The organism is Haladaptatus sp. QDMS2, assembly GCF_029338295.1.
In the GTDB taxonomy this organism is placed as follows: domain Archaea; phylum Halobacteriota; class Halobacteria; order Halobacteriales; family Halococcaceae; genus QDMS2.
Window position 1 is genome coordinate 2,762,229 of record NZ_CP119791.1, and the last position, 19,779, is coordinate 2,782,007.

Sequence of the window (19,779 nt, forward strand, 5' to 3'; positions counted from 1 at the left end):
AGAGGGGCCAATGAGTCACGTTCACACGCACGCGGTGGTAGCATGCGCGTAGTTGCGAAGTTCGGCGGTACCAGCCTCGGCAGCGGCGACCGAATCAATCGAGCGGCCGATTCGATCGCCGCGGCGGTCGCCGCGGGCCACGAAATCGCGGTCGTCGCGAGCGCGATGGGCTCGACCACCGACGACCTCCTCGAAGAGATTACCTTCGAGGCCGACGACGCAGACCGTGCAGAAATCGTGAGCATGGGCGAGCGGACGAGCGTCCGAATGTTGAAAGCCGCTCTCAGCGCCCGTGGCGTCGACGCGAAGTTCCTCGAACCGGGCAGCGAAGAGTGGCCAATCATCACCGACGAACACGGCGAGGTCGACGTCGAAGCGACGAAGGCCCGCGCCGCGGAGCTCGCGAAATCGATGGAGGGCGTCGTCCCGGTCATCACCGGCTTCCTCGCACAGGACCACACCGGCAAAGTCACCACCCTCGGACGCGGCGGCAGCGACACCACGGCGGTCATGCTCGGGAAGTACACCGGCGCAGACCAGGTCGTCATCGTTACCGACGTAGAGGGCGTCATGACCGGCGACCCACGCGTCGTCGAGGGCGCGCGCAACGTCTCCCAGATTACCGTCGACGAACTGCGCGACCTGTCGTTCCGCGGCGCAGAGGTCGTCGCCCCGAGCGCACTCACCTACAAGGACGAGAACCTCGACGTGCGCGTCGTCCACTACCAGCACGGCGACCTCCTGTCCGGTGGCACGAGTATCGAGGGTCAGTTCGAGAACCTCATCGACCTGCGGGAGACTCAACTGGCCTGCATTACGGTTGCGGGTCGGTCCATCCGAAACGAACCGGGGATTCTCGCGACGCTCTCTCAGACGCTCGCCGAGGCGGAAATCAACATCGACGCCGTCGCAAGCGGGATGGACTCGGTGACCTTCTACATCGCTACGGACCGCGCTGCGGAGGCAGAAAAGGTCCTCCACCAGTGCGTCGTCGATGAGGAACTGCTCTCCAGCGTGACAGTGGACGACGACATCGCCGTCATCCGCGTCACGGGCGGCCTGATGAGCCAACCCGGCGTCGTCCGGGACATCATTTCGCCGCTCGCGGACGCCCACATCTCGATTCACGACGTCATCACGAGCGCCTCGTCGGTCGGCATCTTCGTCGACTGGGACGTCCGCGAAGACGCGCTCAAAGCGATTCAGACCAACTTCTGACCGACACCGCTGTTTCTGGACAGCACTGTCCACCTTTGCACACTGGTTCTCGATGTCTCGCCAGAGTGTTCACTCCTGTATGCGTGAAATTATGTACCTCCCGCTACCCCTTCCGACCAATGACCGCGTACAAATCGAAGATGGTCGAGCGGATTCACCTGCCGTCTCGTGAGGTCCGAGACGAGAACTTGGAAGCTGCCGGCTACAACGTGTTCAACCTTCCCTCGAAGGACGTGTACATCGACCTGCTCACCGACTCCGGAACGGGGACGATGAGCGCAGAGCAATGGGCCGCGATGATGCTCGGCGACGAAGCCTACGCCGGCAGCAGCAGTTTCGAGAACCTCAAAGACGCCGTTTCCGACGTAATGGGCATGGAGTACGTCGTCCCCACCCATCAGGGCCGCGGTGCCGAGAACGTCCTCTACGGGACGCTGCTCGAGGAGGGCGACGTCGTGCCGAACAACACCCACTTCGACACCACTCGTGCGCACATCGCGAATGCGGGTGCTGAAGCCGTCGATTGCCCCGTCAGCGGCGCGATGGAGATGCAGTCTGACGAGCCCTTCAAGGGCAACTTCGATATCGAGAAGGGCTGGGACGTGGTCGAGGAACACGGCGAAGACGCCATCCCCGTCGTCGTCCTCACCATCACGAACAACTCCACCGCCGGCCAGCCGGTGAGTATGGCGAACATCCGCGCCGTGAGCGAGTTCGCCGCCCAAATCGACGCCACGTTCGTCATGGACGCTTGCCGGTTCGCCGAGAACGCCTACTTCATCCAGCAGCGAGAGGAAGACTACGAACACCACTCGATTGCCGACATCGCCCGTGAGGAACTCTCCTACGCCGACGCGCTCGTCATGAGCGGAAAGAAAGACGCCCTCGTCAACATCGGCGGCTTCGTCGCCTGCCGCGACGCCGACCTCTTCGAACACACCCGTCAGCGAGCCATCCTCTACGAGGGCTTTTCGACCTACGGCGGCCTCGCCGGACGCGACATCGAGGCGATGGCACAGGGACTTCGCGAGGCGGTGACCCAGGAGTACGTCGAATCGCGGGTCGGACAGGTCCAGGAACTCGCTGGGCTCCTCGACGACGCGAACCTCCCGGTGTACCTGCCGGCGGGCGGCCACGCCGTCTACCTCGACGCCGAGGGCTTCTTCCCACACATTCCCCTCGAAGAATTCCCCGGACAGGCACTCGTCTGCGAACTCTACCGCGAGGGTGGAGTTCGCGGCGTCGAACTCGGAAGCTTCGCCTTCCCCGGAACGAACCGGCCCGAACTCGTCCGACTGGCCCTCCCACGGCGGACGTACAACCGCGAGCATCTGGAACATATTGCGGAGACAGTCGCCGGCGTCTACGAGCGTCGTGACTCGGTGTCCGGCCTCGAAATCGTCTCGGAACCGCCGATGAAGGAACTGCGCCACTTCTCTGCGGAACTCAGACCGGTCTGAGCTGCCTCCCTATCCGCCGGCAGTTTACCGTCCGCGGCGGAGTCGCCGGGCGATGTCTTCGGGAAGGCCGACCTCGCGAACTTTCTTCTCGACTGCGTCGATGTCGTAGCTGACGCGTCGTTCGGTCACCGCCATCGAATCGAGGTCTACGACGGCGTAGGCCGCTCGCGGGTCGCCGTCGCGGGGTTGACCGACGCTCCCCGGGTTCAACACGACGCCCTCCTCGAACGTGCGGTGGCCCTGGACGTGCGTGTGACCCGTCACGAGCAAATTTTCGCCACGGAGCATCGACGGCGAGAAGACGTCGGGGTACGTGTAGCGGTCCGGGTCGTCGGGATGCCCGTGGACGAGTTTGACCCGTCCGTCGAACTCGGTTCGTTCGACCGGCAGGGCGGCGAGCCACTCGTGCTGTGCCTCGGTCAGGACGCGTTCTGCGTAGCGAACGCCCGCCTGCGCCATCCCGTTGAAGTGGTCGGCGGTGCCGGTCACGACGGCCCGGTCGTGGTTGCCTCGAATCGTCAGAACGTCGTGTTCGTGAAGCAGGTCTACACACTCGCCGGGCCACGGATTGTAGCCGACCACGTCCCCGGCGCAGACGAGCGCGTCTACCGAGGACATCGCGTCGAAGACGGCCTCCAGTGCGGGGAGGTTTCCGTGGACGTCAGAGATGACGCCGAGTTGCATACCGCAAAACAGGTGACGAAGTCCCTTAATTCCCGTTCCGGATCGCCGTCTCGAACCCGTCTGCTGTTCGTGAGACGGCGGCGGCACAGACCGCGTGTTCGAAGTCGGCGTCGTAGACCGCATTCGCCGCCTCGGTGGCGACTTTCGTGTTCAGGTCGTAGGCTTCGGGTGTGTCGCTCTCGTAGGTGGCGACGAGCGTTGGTTCCGTGACTTGCGTCACGATGAGAGCGTCGTTGCGGACGATGCCGATGAAACTCTCTTCGCCCACCGTGCCAGCGATGCGCGGGGTGTCGTAGCTATCCTTTTCGTAGTCCATCGTGAGCAGCGCCTCGACGAGCGCGTCACGGGCGGGGTAGCCCCGTTCGATTTTCTCCGTGATGGGGTCGACGTGCGAGCCGTTGCCGACGACGGCCGTGTCGCCCGCGATTCGCAGGCAGTTGTACGAGACGTAGGGATTGTCTGTCGGTTCTGCGTCCGCCGTCGGGGCGACGGTCAGGGTTCCTTCGCGGTCGACGACGTGTCGATTCGGAAACGAGCGGGAAGAAACGCGGTACGCCCCGATTCCGGGGCCAATGACGATGAACCGTCCAACGTACATACACGGTACTGCATAGTTTGGGCATAAGTAGCCGTCGATATATGCACGTTCGTCCGTGCGAAAATCGGTGACACACGGAGCGCGAACGCGCAACGCTTACAAAGGGGTGGCGTCTACCGATGTGTGCTGAAGGAGTCCCATGGGGTAGTGGCCAATCCTGTCAGCTTCTGGGGCTGACGACCGCAGTTCGAATCTGCGTGGGACTATCTCTGAACGATTCCACCTGATTCGAGCAGGGAGCGTCTTCGACGCGACCGAGTTCGAATCTGCGTGGGACTACTAACCGGCGTTCGTTTCGAACGTCACACAATTCTCTCAGACCAACTCGCACAGCCGAGGGCTTCCCCGGGCCACCACTGAACCCCCTCATTTCGAGTGTAAAACTCTCACAGAAGGCAGTATTGTTGTTCTCGTGACTAGAGAATAGGCCGTTCGTTGCAGTCGAAAATATGGTTTTCTTGCTGGTTCCGCGTCAGTCACTCTCACGCAAACGGTTATCGGTGTTTCTGACGTATCTCCGGGTGAGAAGCCGTGGTGGGTGGGATGCTGAGACGACTGTATCGTCTCCTGGGCGTGGGGTTCGTCGTGCTGATGGCCCTGAGTATCGCGGTGGCGCCGGTTGCGGCACAGGAGGACGACGTGCTGTTCATCTTCCAGAGCCATCACCTGACGGTGTGGTTATCGGGCGACGCACTCGTCAGCGACGACGGCGGGTTCACGACGCGGGCCGACGGCGTCCCGTACGTCCACGCTTCAGAACAGTTTTTCGTTGTCTACGAGTTCCTCGGCGACCCGGGGTACGACTATTACTTCGTCTGCCTCTCGACTGAGACCTACGCCGAAAGCTGTACCGACTGGCTCACCGTGAGCGACGGCGGCGCGTACACCGCCTGGTACACCGTTTCGCCGGACAGTTTCGACTACGGAACCGAGTACCTCAACCTCACGCTCTATCGCTGGAACTCATCCGACGAGCAAGTCGAGTACGTGGATAACGTCTGGTTCTACGTCGATTTCATCCCGGACACGGCCCCTGAGGAGGAGACGGCCGTCGTGACCCAGAGCCAGAACACGCCCAAACCGGCTAACACGGCGGTGACCACCGAGTCTATCGGCGGTGACACGATGCAGGGTCGCTCTGCCGACGACCTTGCGAACGAACGCGGGTTCCTTTCGAGTGGCGACCGCGGCCTCACGGACCCGGAGACGCTCGCAATCATCGGCCTCGTGGTCTCTATCATCGGCGTGCTCGTCGAACTCACGAGGGGGCGCTAGCGGTGGCCCGCGGCGCACCCCTCGTCTGGAGTTCGCTTATCGCGCTGCCGTTTCTGGTCGGCGGCGGGCGTATCCTCCTCGATCTGACGACGCTCGTCTACCCGCAAATTCTCGGCTGGGCGCTCGTCGGCTTCGGCCTCGTCATCGCCCTCGTGGGCGTGTACGTCCAGCTCGCCGCACCCACCGCGGTTCAACTGAGCGACAACGAGTACGTCATCGACCTCCGCCACCCGACCCAGCGCGTCGCTGCGATACGACTGGTCGTCGGCTTTGCGTTCCTGCTCGCCGCGACCTACCTCACCTACTTCACGCAGGAACCGCTCGTCTACCCGCTCGTCGCGCTCATCGTCGGGCTGGTGTTGTTCTCACAGGGGTTGGTCACCTACTGGCAGAACTCGCTCACGAGCTACTACCTGACCAACGAACGCATCATCAGCGAGTACCGGTTCCTCTCGCTCGTCCGCAAGGAACTCCCCCTCTCTAAGGTGCGTGGCATCCAGGAGAACCGGTCGGTCCTCGAGACGCTCGTCGGTCTCGGCAACGTCCAGATCGCCGCCGGCGGTAGCGGCCACCTCGAAATCATCCTGCGTAACATTCGCGATTCGACCGGCTTCGCAGACCACCTGCGCGAACTCGTCTGACTCGCCACGCGTTCACAAACCCCTTCGTTTCCACTGCAACTTTTCAGGCGGGCGTGTACGCGCCGTCACTCGACTTTCTGGCCGTGTCACTCGCCACCATTCCAGTGGAAACGAAGGGGTGGTGTGTTACCACTTTCCGCACACTTAGGTGGGTGTCCGGGGAAGGAGGACCATGCTTCCCACCCACTTCGAGGAGTTCGAAGCCGGACAGACGTTCGAGTTCGGGAGCGTGACGCTCTCTGAAGCGGAGATAATCGAATTCGCAGAGACGTACGACCCCCAGCCGTTTCATGTGGACCCGGAGGCGGCGGCCGAGTCGATGTTCGGTGGACTCATCGCGAGCGGGTGGCAGACCTGTGCGGTGTCGATGCGCCTGCTCGCCGACAACCTCCTGAACGAAACGGCGAGTCTCGGAGCCAGCGGCGTAGACGAGTTACGCTGGCATCGACCCGTCAGGCCCGGTGACACCCTCTCGGTGCGCGTTGAGGTACTCGACACCGAACCGGCGGCGAATGACCCGAATCGCGGGCACGTCCGCTACGAGTTTTCGGCGTTCAACCAGGACGACGATCGCGTGCTGTCGATGGAGGCGCTCGGAATGTTTGCGCGGGTGCCCTAGCGGTCCAGGAACTCGGTGACTCGCCGCTGGGTCTCGTCTTCCTGGTACGCCGTGAGCGCGTGGTGAATCGCCTGATTCATCGCCTCGTCTAAGTTTGACGGGCGCGCGGAGTGGACCTGGCGCTTTGCGATGCCGAGGACGTAGGTTGGTTTCTCCGCGAGCGTGTCTTCGAGGTCCGCGACCATCGCGTCGAACTCGCCTTCGGCTGCGACCTGCTCGACGAGACCGACGTCGAAAGCCCGCTGGGCGTCGATGTTCTTGCCCGTCATGATGAGCCACTTGGTCATCCCCTCGCCAATCATGCCAGGTAACTTCTGTGCGCCGCCCAAGTCCATCGCGAGGCCCATGTTCGCCTCCGGGAGGCCAAATTTCGAGCGGTGACTCGCCACCCGGATGTCACAGGCCAGCGTGAGTTCGAGGCCGCCGCCGAGTGCGTAGCCGTCGATGGCGGCGACGATGGGCACGTCCAGCCCCTCGATAGTTCTGAGTGCGTCGTGGACGACTTCGAGGTTGTCGCGGACGGCAATCGGCTTTTGCTGGGCCCATTCTGGAACACCCGCCATGTCCACACCCGCAGAGAAGTGGTCGCCCGCCCCGCGAATCGTCACCACATCGAGGTCCTCGTCTGCGAACTCGCGGAACGCGTCGTGAAGTTCGACGAAGGTCTCGCCGGTCATCGCGTTCAGTTTCTCCGGACGGTTCAGCGTCACCGTGGCGCGGCCGGCGTCGCGCTCCACGAGAATCGTCTCGTATGCCATTGGTACACAACCACTCGTTTCGTCGGCAAAGTAGTTGCCGGTGGGTGATTCTGCGTCAAAAATTGCACCGCGCGTGGCTCAGAGTCCCTCGAACAATCCGGCCTCGACCACCTGCATCAGGATGGTTGCAAATTCTGTGTTCGAACTCCAGAGACCCGCTTCCTCACCCGAACGGTGAGCGGCCACCGAAAGCAGGATGACGTCGTCGTCACCGAGCAGGAATCGCCCGGTTTGGGCGTCGCTCGGTCGATACCCACGCGGTGGTTCGGCCTCGATGTCGATGTCGCCGACGATTTCCGTAACGCTGGGGTCGTCACTGAGCACCGTCACGTCCACGCCTCGCGCGTCGGCGGAGGCGAGGGCTTCACACACACCGGGCGGGAAATGGCGTGGGTCACCCGTTCCGAACACGAGGCGGTCGGTGGTCCCCTCAATGAGAGTCACGGCGCGATTGTTGATGCGCGCCGCCCCGCTGATGGTCCAGATGTCCTCGCGCTCTTCGATGCCCGTCCCCTCGGAGATGGCCTGTTCGACGTAACTGAACGCCCGATTTTGCTCGCGCTCGAAGCGCCGCGTGAGCAGTTCCCGCGCCTCCTCGATGGCCACCGGTTTGTACGTGATGGGGTTCGACTCCTGAATCTCGATGAGGCCCTGCGATTCGAGACTCTCTGCAGTGGCGTACACCTGCGAGCGGGGAACGCTCGTCGCCTCGTTCACCTCGCGGGCGGTGCCCGTCCGCAACCGCTGGAGGGTGATGAACACCTTCGCCTCGTACGTCGTTAACCCGAGTTGTTCTAGCGATTCGACTGCGTCGTGAAAGTCTGCTTCGCCGGTGGCGTTCTCACTGCCACTCATCGCACACCTCTTTCTGTCCCGGCCCGAGCAGTCATTTTCTTTCCTACACTCTGATGGACAGATACATTACCTTTTTCTCTCAGGTTCCACTCAGCGCACCGCGGACTCGACGTGAGAAATCGCCGCCAGCGGAGATTTCACTGATTTCACACCGTCGATTTCGTGAGTGTGAAGACCTGCGACAGGTTTGCCGAAATCGAGCGCGTGACCGAGCTCAGAAAGCGTTCCGTAATGTCCGTCGATTGCAATGACGGCCGCACCGTTCAGTACGACGAGGACGTTTCTCGCGTTCCCGATGCCCGTCGCGATGGGCGTGGTGACGAACGCGTTCGCCTGCGCCGGATCCGTGCCCGGCAGAATGCCAATCGTCTCTCCGTCTTCTTCTCGCGCGCCGCGACACGCCGCCTCCATCACGCCGCCCCGACCACCACAGACGACGGCGTGACCACGCGAGGCGAGTTCGTTGCCGACCGCCACGGCCAGGTCGTACGTCTCGTCGTCCACGGTGCTCCCGCCAATGACACTCACACGCATGGCTCGACGGTAGTGTGGCAGCACGAAAAAGGTCCGCCGCCCGGGTGAGCACCCAGCGGGCGGCACGCACCTGAAACTCCCCAGTTTCAGAACTTCTGCAGCCGAATCTCGTCGTCCGTGATTTCGCCGATGGCGTTCTCCTGCAGCGGGTACGTGTCCTCGTCACGGTCCGCCCACCCCAATTTCGACATCAGCGTGTCTGTGAGGCCGGGGTCGGGTTCGACGTATGCCGTCCCGTGTTCGACGTCGATGACCCGACCGACCTGTTCACCCTGTGCGCCCACGACGGGCTTCCCCTCGTCTCCTTCTGTGATGCTGTGAGGCATACGCGCTCACGTTGTCGAGCCACACGGATAGGTGTTCTTGCCACAAGTAGCGAACGGGAAATTAACTACGGCTGGCACAGTTCATCCGGCTGGGCAAATGATTAATGTGGGTCGTTACCACTCCATGCCGCCGTTTACCGAGAGAATCTGTCCGGTCATGTAGGCAGACTGCGCGCTCGCGATGTACGACACCATCCCCGTGATGTCGTCTACTTCCGCAAACCGGCCGAGCGGGATGCGACTCAGGATTTTCTCTTGGACCCGGTCGGGGACCGTCTCCAGCATCTCGGTGCGGACGAACCCGGGGGCGACGCAGTTGGCCGTCGAATTGTACCGGGCCATCTCGAGGGCGATGGTTCGGGTGAATCCGAACAGGCCGCTCTTTGTCGTCGCGTAGTTGGCCTGTCCGTAGTTCCCTTGCTGACCGACCACGCTCGAAATGTTGATCAGTCGGCCGTGTTCGGCTTCGAGGAGGTCGTCGAAAAAGCAGTTCGTGCAGTTGAACACGCCACCAAGGTTCACGTCGATGACCCGGTCCCAGTCCTCGCGGGTCATGCTCTTGAACGTCTTGTCGACGGTGATGCCCGCGTTGTTCACGAGCACGTCGACGGGGCCGACGAGGTCGTGGACGCGCTCGCACATTCCGCTCACCTCGTCGTAGTTCGAGACGTCACACTGGAGTGAAACGGCAGTTCCGCCATTGGCCTCGATTTCGTCGACGACGGCCGCCGCCTCGGCCTCGCTCGACCGATAGTTCACCACGACCGTTGCACCGTTCCGTGCCAGATCGAGTGCGATTCCTCGGCCAATACCGCGAGACCCGCCGGTCACCAGACACGTCTGGTTTGTGAGCATGTCCCACACTTCGCAGGGAGAAAGGAAAGTCGTTCCGGGGTCAGACCTGGTCTTTCCAGGACTGCGCCCGCTCTTCTGACACCTTGGCAACCTCCGCGATGGTCGCCACGTCTGCGACTGCGAGGTCGGTCACCGTCTTGATGCCCGCCTCACGGAGTCGGTCTGCGTAGGTCGGCCCGATGCCGTCTACGGATTCGACGTCCGGCGCGGGGTCTTCTTCGGAGACGAGACTCGATTGCTCGGTCTCGTCTGCTTCCGTGTCTTCGATTTCGATGGTCGCGCCCGCGTCTTCGGCTTCGACGGCCTCCTCGCCGTCTGCGTCGGGTTCGACCTCGGCTTCTGCTTCCGGTTCCTCCTCGACCGGCGAGTGGTCGTAGAACCACTGGCTCACGCGCGGCCAGAGGTCGCGGTGGGAACTGCCGGAGACCGAGAGGCCGATGTGACCGGTTGGGAACTCGTAGGTCTCCACGTCGTCGCTGCCGATGACGTCGTTGAACGGCTTCGAGGACTCTGGGGGAATGAGGTGGTCGTACTCGCCCATAATCTGGAGGACCGGCATGTCGATGTTCTCCAGGTTCACGCGCTTGCCGTTCAGTTCGAGTTCGTTCTTATAGAGTTTGTTCTGCTGGTAGATGTCCTCTAAGAACTGGACGTAGGCGTTGCCCGCCACGTCGATGCCGTCCGAGAGCCACATCTCCATGCGGCCGAAATTCTCGACGAAGTCCTCGTTCTCCAAGTTGTCGAACAGGCGGACGTACTTGTTGACGTAGTTGTCCACTGGGTCCATGAGCGCGAAGCCCACGTCGAGCAACTCACTGGGCATGTTGCCGAGCGTGTCGGCGACGGACTCGGGCGAGTAGTACTCCTCGTCGCCCCAGAGTTCGAGGACGCCACCCGTATCGTTGAAACACAGGCCAGCGGCCATCAGGCCGAGGCTGCGGACTTTCTCCGGGTGGAGTGCGGCGTACATCGCGCTCATCGTCCCGCCCATGCAGTAGCCGAGGACGTTGATGGAATCCTGGCCGGAGCGCTCGCGGACGACGTCCACGCAGTTCTCGATGTAGCGGTTGACGTAGTCGTCGAGCGTCAGGTGGGCGTCCATCCGGGACGGTTCGTTCCAGTCGATGAGGTACACGTCGTGACCCGCGTCGAGCAGGTGGCGAACCACGCTGCGGTCTGGCTGGAGGTCCAGGATGTACGGTCGATTGATGAGCGCGTAGACGATGAGGATGGGGACCTTGTGCTGTTCGTCGGTCCGCGACTCGTAGTGGAGCAGTTCCAGCTTGTTCTCGGTGTAGACGACCTCACTCGGCGTCTCGCCTACGTCGACTTCGAGCATTCGCGCCAGCTGCTCGGGGGCGATGTCGCCCTTTTCGAAGCCCTCGGTGGCGGCTTCGAACGCACGGCGCTGGAGGTCAAGGGTCGCTGCGACCGGGTTCATGAAAGCCATCTCAGTTCTCCTCTAGGAGCTGGTCAAGCTTGTCTTCGACGCGCTGCTGGCGGCGCTCGAGTTCGACGAGGCGCTCGCCGACTTCCATAACGTCACTGCGCGTGGCGAAGCCCCACTGCTGGAGGGCGTCTTCGCTCGCGGCGTCCGCCTGGTCGCGCATCTCCATCATCGCCTCGACGAACTGGCCGGTGCCGGCGGCGAACGCGGAGGTGCTCATGGCCTCTTTGAACGCCTTGTTGGCGCTCTGGAGCCAGATGTCGCGGAACTCGGTTACGTCCACGTCCTCGCCCTCGGCCATGTCGCTCGCTCGCGTCATCATTCGCTCTGCGGCGTCCATCCACACCTCGTAGGCGCGGGAGTAGCCTTCCATGCCCTGGGTGAGCTGTTCTTCGTCCGGCACGGAGTCCTCGAAGGCGTCGGCCCAGGCGTCGAGGAAGGCCGATTGGGCTTCCATGTTCTTCTCGAACGAACGCGCGACGCTGTCGTTCCACTGTTCTACGAACTGACTCCACTGCTCTTGCATCTCGTTTTGGCTCATATTACTCATGATAAATAATCGGGTGACCGCGGTAAAAAGTGATTCGCCGAATCAGGCTTCGAGCTGCTCGCGGGCCTGGTCCTGGAACTCCTCTGCCTGGGACTCGAAGCGCTCGACTGCTTCGACCGTCTGGGACTCCATGTCCTCGTTGGTCTCGAGCATGAGCTTCGTCTGCTCTTTGAGCGCGTCGAGGTACTCCTCGGAGAGTTCGTCGTAGTTCTCGACGCTGCGCTCGAACTCCTGTTCGAAGCCGTCGAACAGTTCGGCGTGGCTCTCTGCGAGCGTGTCGAACTGCTCGTCGACGATGTCACGGACCTGCTCTACGTTGCCGCGGGAGCCGGGCACCGTTGCCTCGATTGCGTCTAAGTAGCTGTGGAAAGCGGCCTTCGTGAAGGCGACGCCCGACTGCTGGGCGGACTTCTGGCTCTCGACACCGTTGAGGAAGAGCTTACCCATGTTCTTCTGGAAGGAGATGGTCTGCTCTGCCATGCGCTGGCTCTGGTTGATCATCGTGCGCTGCATCTCGAATGCTGCCGAAACAGGCGTTGTGTATTGACTCATGATTTAATCCTCTCTGTTGCGTTTGACCGGAATGACGACCGTTTGGACGATGTCGCCTTCTTCAATGTCGAGCGCCTCGCGCTCGGCGTCGGGGATGCTGATGCGTCCCCCGCTCTGGACACGGGTCTTGAACGTCGCCATGCCCATACTCATCGCGCCAAGCTGCGAGAGACCGGAAAGCCCCGACCCCGTACTCGCCCCGAACATGGACTGCATAAGGTCCTGTTGCTGGTCGAGTGCCTGCTGGCTCGCCTGCTGGAACTGCCGGGCAAACTGCGCCGGCGTCCACATCATCTCGTCATTCTCGGTCATTGCTCAACACCACCTACACCCTCCAAAGGGATAAAGATTACTCAAGATACCATCTATTACCATTCAATGGTTCTGGGTGGTAGTGCTTGTACATATCAACACAATACTTTATGATGTGCGAGAACGAATCGCAGGTATTGATGAGTTCTGAACCGCGGCACCAATCGTTGGCAGAAACGTGGATGAAAACGTCCACACGTCTGTTCAACAGTGCATGGGAGGCGAATCGGGCAACCCTCGCTGCGTTCGGGGTTCCGACGCTGAGTTCGAATGGTGAAACCTCGACCAGCGACACGGAAGCAGAAGACGACGACGTACACGCGCTCGCAGGCGTGAATCTCGACGACTGGGACGTCGAAGTCACCGCAGACCGGCGAGACGCCCTCGACATCGGCGACAAAGTCCGATTCACGAAGACGATTACAGAGGAGGACGTCATCGAGTTCGCGCGCGCGAGCGGCGACACGAACCGGCTGCACCTCGACGCAGAGTACGCAGAAAAGACACGCTTCAAGGGTCGCATCGTCCACGGCACACTCGCCGCGGGCCTCATCAGCGCCGCGCTGGCTCGCCTTCCCGGCCTCGTCATCTACCTCTCGCAAGACGTGGAGTTCCGCAACCCGATTCGCATCGGCGACCGCGTCACCGCGGAGGTGGAAATCGTAGAGGACCTCGGCAACTACCGATATCGCCTCTCGACCATCGTCACCGACGGCGAGGACACCATCGTCGACGGCGAAGCCGTCGTCCTCCTCGACAAGCGCCCAGCGGCCTAGGACTGCCCGTTCAAGAACGACTGGACCACGCCGTTGAACGCTCGCGGCTGTTCCCGAGGCGGCCAGTGGCCACAATTTTCGAAGACGTGCAGGTCGCTATCACTGATTTTCTCCGCCGCGCGAACCGACCAGGATACCGGAAACAGCGGGTCGTCTTTGCCGTGGACGAGCAGCGTGGGGACTGACACCTCATCTAACTCTCCGACGTAGTTCGTTTTCAGCCCACCGAGCAGGAATTCGCTTCGCTGCCAACTCGTGAGCGCCTCGCCCACCGCCGGGTCCTGGGTCGCCTGGTACACGTCGTCTACGAATTCGGCTTCCGCGTTGCTCGTGAATTGGCGGAGACTCTCGCGCACGGAAAAGCGCGACCCGGTCGCTCCGGCCCACCAGAACGAATCGAAGCCGGGTGTCCAGAGCGCCACTGACGCCGGAAACCGCCAGGGGGCGTCGCTCCCGAGACCGTGGCTGTTCACGAGAACCAGCCGGTCGACCTCGTCGTCGAGCGCGTGGCCGAGCGCAACCGCCCCACCCATCGAAATGCCGACGAGCGTGGGCGAATCGATGTCGAGGTCGTCGAGGAACGCGGCGAGAACGTCCTGATAGTAGTCCGTGGTGTACCGGCGGTTCGGCTTCTCGCTCTCGCCGTGGCCGGGGAAGTCGAGGGCGTAGACCTCGTGGTCTTCGGCCAGCACCGGCAGCGTGTGTCGCCAGGAGACGGTGGCCGCGTCGAGGCCGATGCCGTGTAACAGGACAATAGGGTCCCCCTCTCCGGCGGTCAGATAGCGAACGCCGACGGACTCGTTTTCGACGGTCAACTCGACGTGTTTCGACGTCGGCGAGAGCATACTCATCGGAGAATCATCAGAAAGGACGGCATTTGAGGCTTTGGGATGCGGCTACTTCTGGTCGTACGCGCCGCCGCGTTCCAGTTCCCCCCGCCGCCTGAGAACGTGGGGCGTCCGACACACGCCTTCCGCACCCGTCACCTGCGGGACGGTGCAGTTGTTACAGCTCTCACAGACGACCCGACTGTCGACCTGCCGGAGCAAGCGCGTCGCGAGTCGCGGTTCCGCGTAGAACGGCCGGGCCAACCCGACCATATCGCACGCACCGGTCGAGAGCAGGCGGTCGATTTGTGGCCGCGACCGAACGCCACCTTCCAGCAACACTGGCACGTCCACCACCCCGCGGACGGCCCGACAGATTGCCTCGTTCCACCCCGCATCTCGCGAGAACCGCCGCGCCTGTAGGCGATTGGCGAGTGCAACCAGTCGCGCTCGCCATCGCCCGCCGAACGCTGCTTCGTACCCCGACTGCAAGTCGTCTAATTGCCACGCTCGCGCCGGAAACGCACCACGAACGATGCTCGTATCCCAGAACGTGGAGACCTGCACGGGCGCGAGCGCATCGAACCCGAGGTCGGCGGCTCGGCGGGCCAGTTCCACGCCGTCGTCGAACGAGAGTCGCGGCCGCGCGAATGCGGGGGCCGCCGTCTCCGCCGGAATCTTCGTCACGAGCGGCACGTCGCCCGCATGATCGCGAATCGCCTCGTAGACGCATTCGAGAAATCGAAAGCCGTCGGCGAACTCGTCTTCCCGTCGGTTGTAGTACGGCGAGAGGAACTGCTGGATGATGCCCATGTTCGCTCCGGCGAGGTGGATGCCGTCGTACCCGGCGTCCACCGCGTGTCCCGCCGCGACGCCGAAATCCGCCGCCAGGTCGTACACCTCGTCGGTCGAGAGGACGCGTGCATCGTAGGCAAGTACGCCGAACCGGTCGAGTGCCCGGAGCACTGCCGGGGGCCGCGAGACGGCCAGTTGCGGGAGGTGTGGGTGTTTCTGCCGGTAGCCCGCGTGCCACGTCTCCATGCTCCGCAAGCCGCCGTGTTCGAGTTGCAAGAAAATACGCCCGCCGTGGTCGTGAATCGCGTCGGTGAGTCCAGAGAGGGTCGCGACGAACGCGGGGTCGTGAACGCGCGTCATACCGGGGGCCGCACAGCCGCCCTCGCCTTGAACGATGGTCGCCCCCTGAAAGATGAGTCCGACGCCCGACGCGGCGGCTGGTTCGAGTTTCTCCGTGAGTATCTCGACCGAATCCGGCCCCGTGCCTGCACATTCCAGTAACGGGGCGCGGTACAGTCGATTGGCCACGTCACAGCCACCGAGTGCCACCGGATCGTGAATCGATGGCATGAGGCCGCATACGCGGGACGAACACAAAAAGCAGCGGATTAGAGGCCAACCCAGGAGAGGATGCGACCGAGGAACAACAGTCCGACAAGGATGCCGATGGTCACGAGAATGCCGACGCCGAGCCCGACGCCGGAATACGTCTTCTCCTGCTCACTTCGACACATCGAGCAGAGCAACCTGCTCCAGCACGAGGGCTTCGAGCGACGCATTCGACGCGCCGCGTTCCGCCTCGCCAATGTCGAAGAAGGTGCAGACGCGCTCTTCGTCGTAGTGACCGAGTGTTTTCTTCTCGGTCAGCAGGTCGGAAACCGCCGCGCTCGCCGCCTGTTCGTCTCCGTTCTCGCGCTCCGCATCGACCAACACGACGAGGTCACACTCGCCCTCGTTCGCCCCAATGGCGAGCGCCCGGTTTATCTGGCGGCGGGCGGCGACGTAGAGCAGAATTTCGACCGCGCGGTCGTCGGCGACGTTCTCACCGCGTTCGAACGCCCGGTCCGCGAGTTCCACCGCCCGCCGAAGGTGCGCGTCGCTCACGACGTACCGCGAGTCGAACGCCTGAATCGTACAATCGGTCTCCGCACCAATCTCCTGTAACCGGCTGACGAAGGCGGTGATGTCTTCGATTTCAGCCGTTCCTTCGACCACGCGCATCAGAAATCACCGAACGTCGCCTGGTCCTCTTCGCTCTCGTCGTCTGGCGACTGGGTGGCCGACGTCGCCTGCGCCTTTGCCTCCGAATCGGGGTCCACGCCGCTCATCGAGGCGTCCTGCCTCCCGGCGTTTTCGAGGATGTTCTCTGCGGTCTTGCGCCGGCCGCGGAGCGCCCCGAGAACGACCGCCTTGTCCGCATTTCGAAGCTCTGCGCGGGTCGTGATGCCGGCTTCGAACAGCCGGCGGGCGCGTTTTCGACCCACACCGCGCACGCCCGCGAGGTCGAGAAGTTCCTCGCCAACGCCGTACTGGACGCGCTTTCGCGCCTCTCTGACGGCGGGTGCCCATTGCAGGTCGAGTTCCCCAGCGAGGCGCTCTGCGGCTCCGAGCAACCAGTCGGCCGTCTCCACCTTCCCGCGGATGTCGCCCGGCCCGATGCCGTAGCGGTCGGTGATGCGGTCTTCGTCCTCCTCGCTCGCCCAGTCTTCCATCATGCGGGCGGTTTTGTGCGCCGAAAGCCAGTCCTCGAAGGGGCCGGCGTCGAACTCGCTCGGCATCCGGCCGAGGTACTCATCCTCGCGCTCGTAGGCCTCTTCGGTGTACTGTTCGCGGTCGCCGGAGCGCAGATAGAGCTGATACATGTTCGGCGTCCGACTCACGAGGTGATACAACCCGAAGGCGGTCGGGCGTTCGTCTGTCGCGCGGAGGCCGTCGATGATTTCGGCGGCGCTCATCGGGTCTACGTACAGCCGCGAGACGGTGTGGCCGATGCTCGTCGCGAACATATCGTCGCCCTCGCGTTCTAAGAACCCGTTCACTTCGAGGTAGTCGAGGACGTTGTCGAGCACCTGTTCGATGCGCCCCTGTTCGGTCGTCTGCGTCGCGTAGAGCGTCTGGTCTAAGAATTCGAGCAAGCCCTCGCGGGAATCGGCGAAGCCGGAGGCCACGGTCGCGAGGATGTGGGTGCGCATCGCGGGTTCGGCGGCCAGTTTCGAGCGCACGTTCTCGGGACCGGTCCAGATGTAGCGGTCGAACAACTCGTCGAGTTCGTCATGGGAGTTCGCGAGCAAGACGGCTTCGCCGTGGGGGTCGAGTCCTGGCCGCCCCGCCCGCCCGCACATCTGGTGGACTTCGAGCACCGAGAGCGGTTTCATCCCGCCGAGCGTGCCATCGTAGCGCCGCCAGTCGCGGACGATGACGCGGCGACTCGGCGTGTTCACGCCTGCTGCGAGCGTCGGTGTCGCGGAAACCACCTTGATGAGCCGCTCGCGGAACGCATCCTCGACGAGCGTCCGGTGGTCGTTAGTCAGCCCGGCGTGGTGGAACGCTGCGCCTCGCTTCACCGCGTCCGCGAGGTTGTCGCTCGTCTCCGTGTCCGAAATATCGCGAATCTCTTTTGCGAGTTCCGCGAGTTGCCGTTTCTCGTCTGCGTCGAGGAAGTCTTCGACGGCCCCTGCGAGGCGGCGCGCGGCGGCCTCCGCGTTCCGCCGCGAATTGACGAATACGAGCGTCGAGCCGCCGTCTTCGAGCGTATCTTTGACGATAGCCGCGGTCGGTTTCTCGCCGTTTCTGACCGGGAGTGACCGCTGTGTACCGTCTTCCAGATGGAGCGCCTGTCCGTAGTGGACGCCCTTCTGTAACTCGATTGGCCGCCAGTCGGAGTCGATGAGCGTCGCGTCCAGCCAGTCTGCGATGTCCTCGGGGTTGCCAACGGTCGCAGAGAGCGCGACCGTCTGGAGGCCGGGGTTGCGCTGGCGGAGTTTCGCGAGGGTGACTTCGAGCGTCGGACCGCGATTGCGGTCGTCGACGAGGTGGACTTCGTCCGCGACGGCGCAGGTCAATTCGTCGATCCACGGTGCGCCGTTTCGCACGAGCGAGTCCACTTTCTCGCTGGTCGCGACGACGATGTCGCACTTGCCGAGCCACTCGCCGTCAGATTCGTAGTTGCCCGTCGAGACGCCGATTGTCAGGCCGTACTGCTCGAACTGCTCGAACTCGGCCTTTTTTTCGCTCGCGAGCGCGCGCAGGGGAACGATATAGAGTGCTTTCCCGCCGCGCTCGACGCTCGCGAGCATGGCGAGTTGGGCGATGAGCGTCTTCCCACTCGCCGTCGGCACGCTCGCGACGATGCTCTGTCCCTCCGTGATTCCCGCCTCGACTGCTTCGCCCTGTGGCGGATAGAGCGATTCGATACCGGCGTCCTGCAGGTGGCCCGGGAACCACTCGGGGACGGAAGTGAGGTCCGCGACATCCATTACTCCCTTGTTGGGAGGTCTTTGCGTTTAAAGTGTCGCACCCTCCGTCAACCCTAATACCCACTCGGCCAAAGCGCAGGCCATGAAAATCGAATTCGACCGCGACACCTGCATCGGAATGTTCCAGTGCGTCGCCGAGTGGGAGGAAGGCTTCGCCCGCGACGAGACCGAAGGGAAGGCTGACCTCATCGACGGCGAGGAAGTCGACGAGGACATCTTCGTCCGCGAAGTGCCCGAGGGCGAGGAGTTCGACGCCAAGTTCGCCGCCCGCGTCTGCCCGGTGGACGCCATCACCGTCTACGACGACGACGGCGAGCAACTCATCCCCTGAGCGACGCCACCCGCGAATTCTGACCGAATGGCCCCGCTCACCTACCTCTCGTTTTCGCTGCTCACACTCGGCGTACCAGCCCTGGCGCTCGCCGCAACGACTGATAGAACCCGCCTCCGTCGTACGCTCGTCGCCGTCACCGTCCTCGCCACGCTCACCACCGTCTACGCCCTGCCCTGGGACGGCTATCTCATCCGTGAAGGCGTTTGGTTCTATCCCACCGACGCCGTCGTGGGGCGAATCGGCTACACGCCGTTCGGTGAGTTCGCCTTCTTCTTCCTCCAACCACTGCTGACGGGACTGCTCTTTTCGCGGTTGTTCGCGGGCGTCGCCGCTGACGTACCGAAGGCTCCGTTTCCGGCGAAACCCGTCGGCGCTGGCGGCTGGTTCGCCCTCGCACTCGCCGGCGGCGCACTGCTCTCTGTGCCCGGCGGCTACTACCTCGGCGCGCTCTTGCTCTGGGTCTGCCCGCTCTGTGGCCTGCTCTGGGCGTTCGGCGGGCACGTCATCTGGCAACAACGCCGAGTCGTCGCGCATTCTGCGCTGTTGGTCACGGGCTACCTCCTCGTGGTCGATTGGCTCGCGCTCATCCTCGGCATCTGGGTCGTTTCGCCCGCCCACACGCTCGGCCTCGTGGCCGCCGGAATCCCGCTCGAAGAGGCGTTGTTCTTCGCGCTCACGACCCTGCTCGTCGTCCAGGCGCTCTGTCTGCTCGCGTGGGTCGCGGCCCGAACCGGGGCCGACCGGCTTATCTAGTCCGAATTGACAAAACGATTATATTCTCGGCTGAACCTTACTTCTGTAGGTGAGATCATGGCACGGCGACGTGAGCACCGACACCTCGCAGAATGGGCCGCACTGGTAGGGGTGCCTGTTCCAGAGGAAAAGCG

24 protein-coding genes and 1 tRNA gene are annotated in these 19,779 nt (G+C 63.1%); 9 read left to right on the plus strand and 16 right to left on the minus strand.

The window, feature by feature from the left end:
- Positions 1-42: 42 nt before the first annotated feature.
- Entirely contained in the window at positions 43-1,218 is a 1,176-nt protein-coding gene (locus P1M51_RS15035) for an aspartate kinase (RefSeq protein WP_276245981.1), read from the plus strand.
- A 119-nt stretch (positions 1,219-1,337) separates the two neighbouring features.
- Positions 1,338-2,678, plus strand: a complete 1,341-nt coding sequence (locus tag P1M51_RS15040) for a tryptophanase (RefSeq protein WP_276274668.1) — start codon at positions 1,338-1,340, stop codon at positions 2,676-2,678.
- 24 nt (positions 2,679-2,702) lie between these two features.
- On the opposite strand, the gene P1M51_RS15045 is transcribed toward P1M51_RS15040, so the two are convergent.
- Together P1M51_RS15045 and P1M51_RS15050 are read right to left on the minus strand one after the other, a co-directional pair.
- Positions 2,703-3,362, minus strand: a complete 660-nt coding sequence (locus tag P1M51_RS15045; RefSeq protein WP_276274669.1) for a metallophosphoesterase — start codon at positions 3,360-3,362, stop codon at positions 2,703-2,705.
- Positions 3,363-3,387: 25 nt separating this feature from the next.
- Positions 3,388-3,960, minus strand: a complete 573-nt coding sequence (locus tag P1M51_RS15050) for an IMP cyclohydrolase (protein WP_276274670.1) — start codon at positions 3,958-3,960, stop codon at positions 3,388-3,390.
- Between the two features lie 133 nt (positions 3,961-4,093).
- Between P1M51_RS15050 and P1M51_RS15055 the strand changes: the two genes are divergently transcribed.
- The 4 genes from P1M51_RS15055 to P1M51_RS15070 all read left to right on the plus strand — a co-directional run bounded on the left by P1M51_RS15055 (position 4,094) and on the right by P1M51_RS15070 (position 6,495).
- Positions 4,094-4,166, plus strand: a tRNA-Gln gene (locus tag P1M51_RS15055).
- 385 nt (positions 4,167-4,551) lie between these two features.
- Positions 4,552-5,235: a hypothetical protein gene (locus P1M51_RS15060; protein WP_276245985.1), complete on the plus strand. Its 684-nt coding sequence runs from the start codon at positions 4,552-4,554 to the stop codon at positions 5,233-5,235.
- Between the two features lie 2 nt (positions 5,236-5,237).
- Positions 5,238-5,876: a PH domain-containing protein gene (locus P1M51_RS15065; protein WP_276245986.1), complete on the plus strand. Its 639-nt coding sequence runs from the start codon at positions 5,238-5,240 to the stop codon at positions 5,874-5,876.
- A gap of 172 nt (positions 5,877-6,048) precedes the next feature.
- On the plus strand, positions 6,049-6,495 hold the full coding sequence (locus P1M51_RS15070; protein ID WP_276245987.1) for a MaoC family dehydratase: 447 nt from the start codon (positions 6,049-6,051) through the stop codon (positions 6,493-6,495).
- On the opposite strand, the gene P1M51_RS15075 is transcribed toward P1M51_RS15070, so the two are convergent.
- The 9 genes from P1M51_RS15075 to P1M51_RS15115 form a co-directional block, all read right to left on the minus strand.
- Positions 6,492-7,253, minus strand: a complete 762-nt coding sequence (locus P1M51_RS15075; protein ID WP_276245988.1) for an enoyl-CoA hydratase/isomerase family protein — start codon at positions 7,251-7,253, stop codon at positions 6,492-6,494. The two genes, P1M51_RS15070 and P1M51_RS15075, sit on opposite strands and share 4 nt — an antisense overlap.
- A 78-nt stretch (positions 7,254-7,331) precedes the next feature.
- Positions 7,332-8,108 (minus strand): TrmB family transcriptional regulator, encoded by a 777-nt coding sequence (locus tag P1M51_RS15080; RefSeq protein WP_276245989.1) that lies wholly within the window; start codon positions 8,106-8,108, stop codon positions 7,332-7,334.
- 90 nt (positions 8,109-8,198) lie between these two features.
- Positions 8,199-8,642 carry a TIGR00725 family protein gene (locus P1M51_RS15085; RefSeq protein WP_276274671.1) on the minus strand — a complete coding sequence of 148 codons (444 nt, stop codon included), beginning with the start codon at positions 8,640-8,642 and terminating at the stop codon, positions 8,199-8,201.
- A gap of 86 nt (positions 8,643-8,728) precedes the next feature.
- On the minus strand, positions 8,729-8,968 hold the full coding sequence (locus P1M51_RS15090; RefSeq protein WP_276245991.1) for a PRC-barrel domain containing protein: 240 nt from the start codon (positions 8,966-8,968) through the stop codon (positions 8,729-8,731).
- Between the two features lie 114 nt (positions 8,969-9,082).
- Positions 9,083-9,823, minus strand: coding sequence for a 3-oxoacyl-ACP reductase FabG (gene fabG / locus P1M51_RS15095; RefSeq protein ID WP_276245992.1), 741 nt, complete (start codon positions 9,821-9,823; stop codon positions 9,083-9,085).
- Between the two features lie 40 nt (positions 9,824-9,863).
- Positions 9,864-11,273, minus strand: coding sequence for a class III poly(R)-hydroxyalkanoic acid synthase subunit PhaC (phaC, locus tag P1M51_RS15100; protein ID WP_276245993.1), 1,410 nt, complete (start codon positions 11,271-11,273; stop codon positions 9,864-9,866).
- Between the two features lies 1 nt (position 11,274).
- Positions 11,275-11,820, minus strand: coding sequence for a poly(R)-hydroxyalkanoic acid synthase subunit PhaE (locus P1M51_RS15105; protein ID WP_276245994.1), 546 nt, complete (start codon positions 11,818-11,820; stop codon positions 11,275-11,277).
- 42 nt (positions 11,821-11,862) lie between these two features.
- A complete protein-coding gene (locus tag P1M51_RS15110; protein WP_276245995.1) occupies positions 11,863-12,372 on the minus strand; it encodes a hypothetical protein in 510 nt (169 codons plus the stop codon).
- A gap of 3 nt (positions 12,373-12,375) precedes the next feature.
- Positions 12,376-12,684, minus strand: a complete 309-nt coding sequence (locus P1M51_RS15115; RefSeq protein ID WP_276245996.1) for an AbrB/MazE/SpoVT family DNA-binding domain-containing protein — start codon at positions 12,682-12,684, stop codon at positions 12,376-12,378.
- A 140-nt stretch (positions 12,685-12,824) separates the two neighbouring features.
- Between P1M51_RS15115 and P1M51_RS15120 the strand changes: the two genes are divergently transcribed.
- Positions 12,825-13,460: a MaoC family dehydratase gene (locus tag P1M51_RS15120; protein WP_276245997.1), complete on the plus strand. Its 636-nt coding sequence runs from the start codon at positions 12,825-12,827 to the stop codon at positions 13,458-13,460.
- Here P1M51_RS15120 and P1M51_RS15125 read toward each other — a convergent pair.
- The 5 genes from P1M51_RS15125 to P1M51_RS15145 are packed head-to-tail and all read right to left on the minus strand — an operon-like array spanning position 13,457 to position 18,558.
- Entirely contained in the window at positions 13,457-14,311 is an 855-nt protein-coding gene (locus tag P1M51_RS15125) for an alpha/beta fold hydrolase (RefSeq protein ID WP_276245998.1), read from the minus strand. The two genes, P1M51_RS15120 and P1M51_RS15125, sit on opposite strands and share 4 nt — an antisense overlap.
- 45 nt (positions 14,312-14,356) lie before the next feature.
- On the minus strand, positions 14,357-15,652 hold the full coding sequence (locus tag P1M51_RS15130) for an NADH:flavin oxidoreductase (protein ID WP_276274672.1): 1,296 nt from the start codon (positions 15,650-15,652) through the stop codon (positions 14,357-14,359).
- A gap of 38 nt (positions 15,653-15,690) precedes the next feature.
- Positions 15,691-15,816, minus strand: a complete 126-nt coding sequence (locus tag P1M51_RS15135; protein WP_276246000.1) for a hypothetical protein — start codon at positions 15,814-15,816, stop codon at positions 15,691-15,693.
- Positions 15,803-16,303, minus strand: coding sequence for a KEOPS complex subunit Cgi121 (gene cgi121 / locus P1M51_RS15140; protein WP_276246001.1), 501 nt, complete (start codon positions 16,301-16,303; stop codon positions 15,803-15,805). The genes P1M51_RS15135 and cgi121 overlap by 14 nt, the downstream gene beginning before the upstream one ends.
- Positions 16,303-18,558, minus strand: a complete 2,256-nt coding sequence (locus tag P1M51_RS15145; protein ID WP_276246002.1) for an ATP-dependent DNA helicase — start codon at positions 18,556-18,558, stop codon at positions 16,303-16,305. The genes cgi121 and P1M51_RS15145 overlap by 1 nt, the downstream gene beginning before the upstream one ends.
- A gap of 82 nt (positions 18,559-18,640) precedes the next feature.
- Here P1M51_RS15145 and P1M51_RS15150 point away from each other — a divergent pair, with 82 nt between their 5' ends.
- Together P1M51_RS15150 and P1M51_RS15155 are read left to right on the plus strand one after the other, a co-directional pair.
- Positions 18,641-18,889, plus strand: coding sequence for a ferredoxin (locus P1M51_RS15150; protein WP_276246003.1), 249 nt, complete (start codon positions 18,641-18,643; stop codon positions 18,887-18,889).
- 27 nt (positions 18,890-18,916) lie between these two features.
- Positions 18,917-19,645 (plus strand): lycopene cyclase domain-containing protein, encoded by a 729-nt coding sequence (locus P1M51_RS15155; protein ID WP_276246004.1) that lies wholly within the window; start codon positions 18,917-18,919, stop codon positions 19,643-19,645.
- Positions 19,646-19,779: the final 134 nt, after the last annotated feature.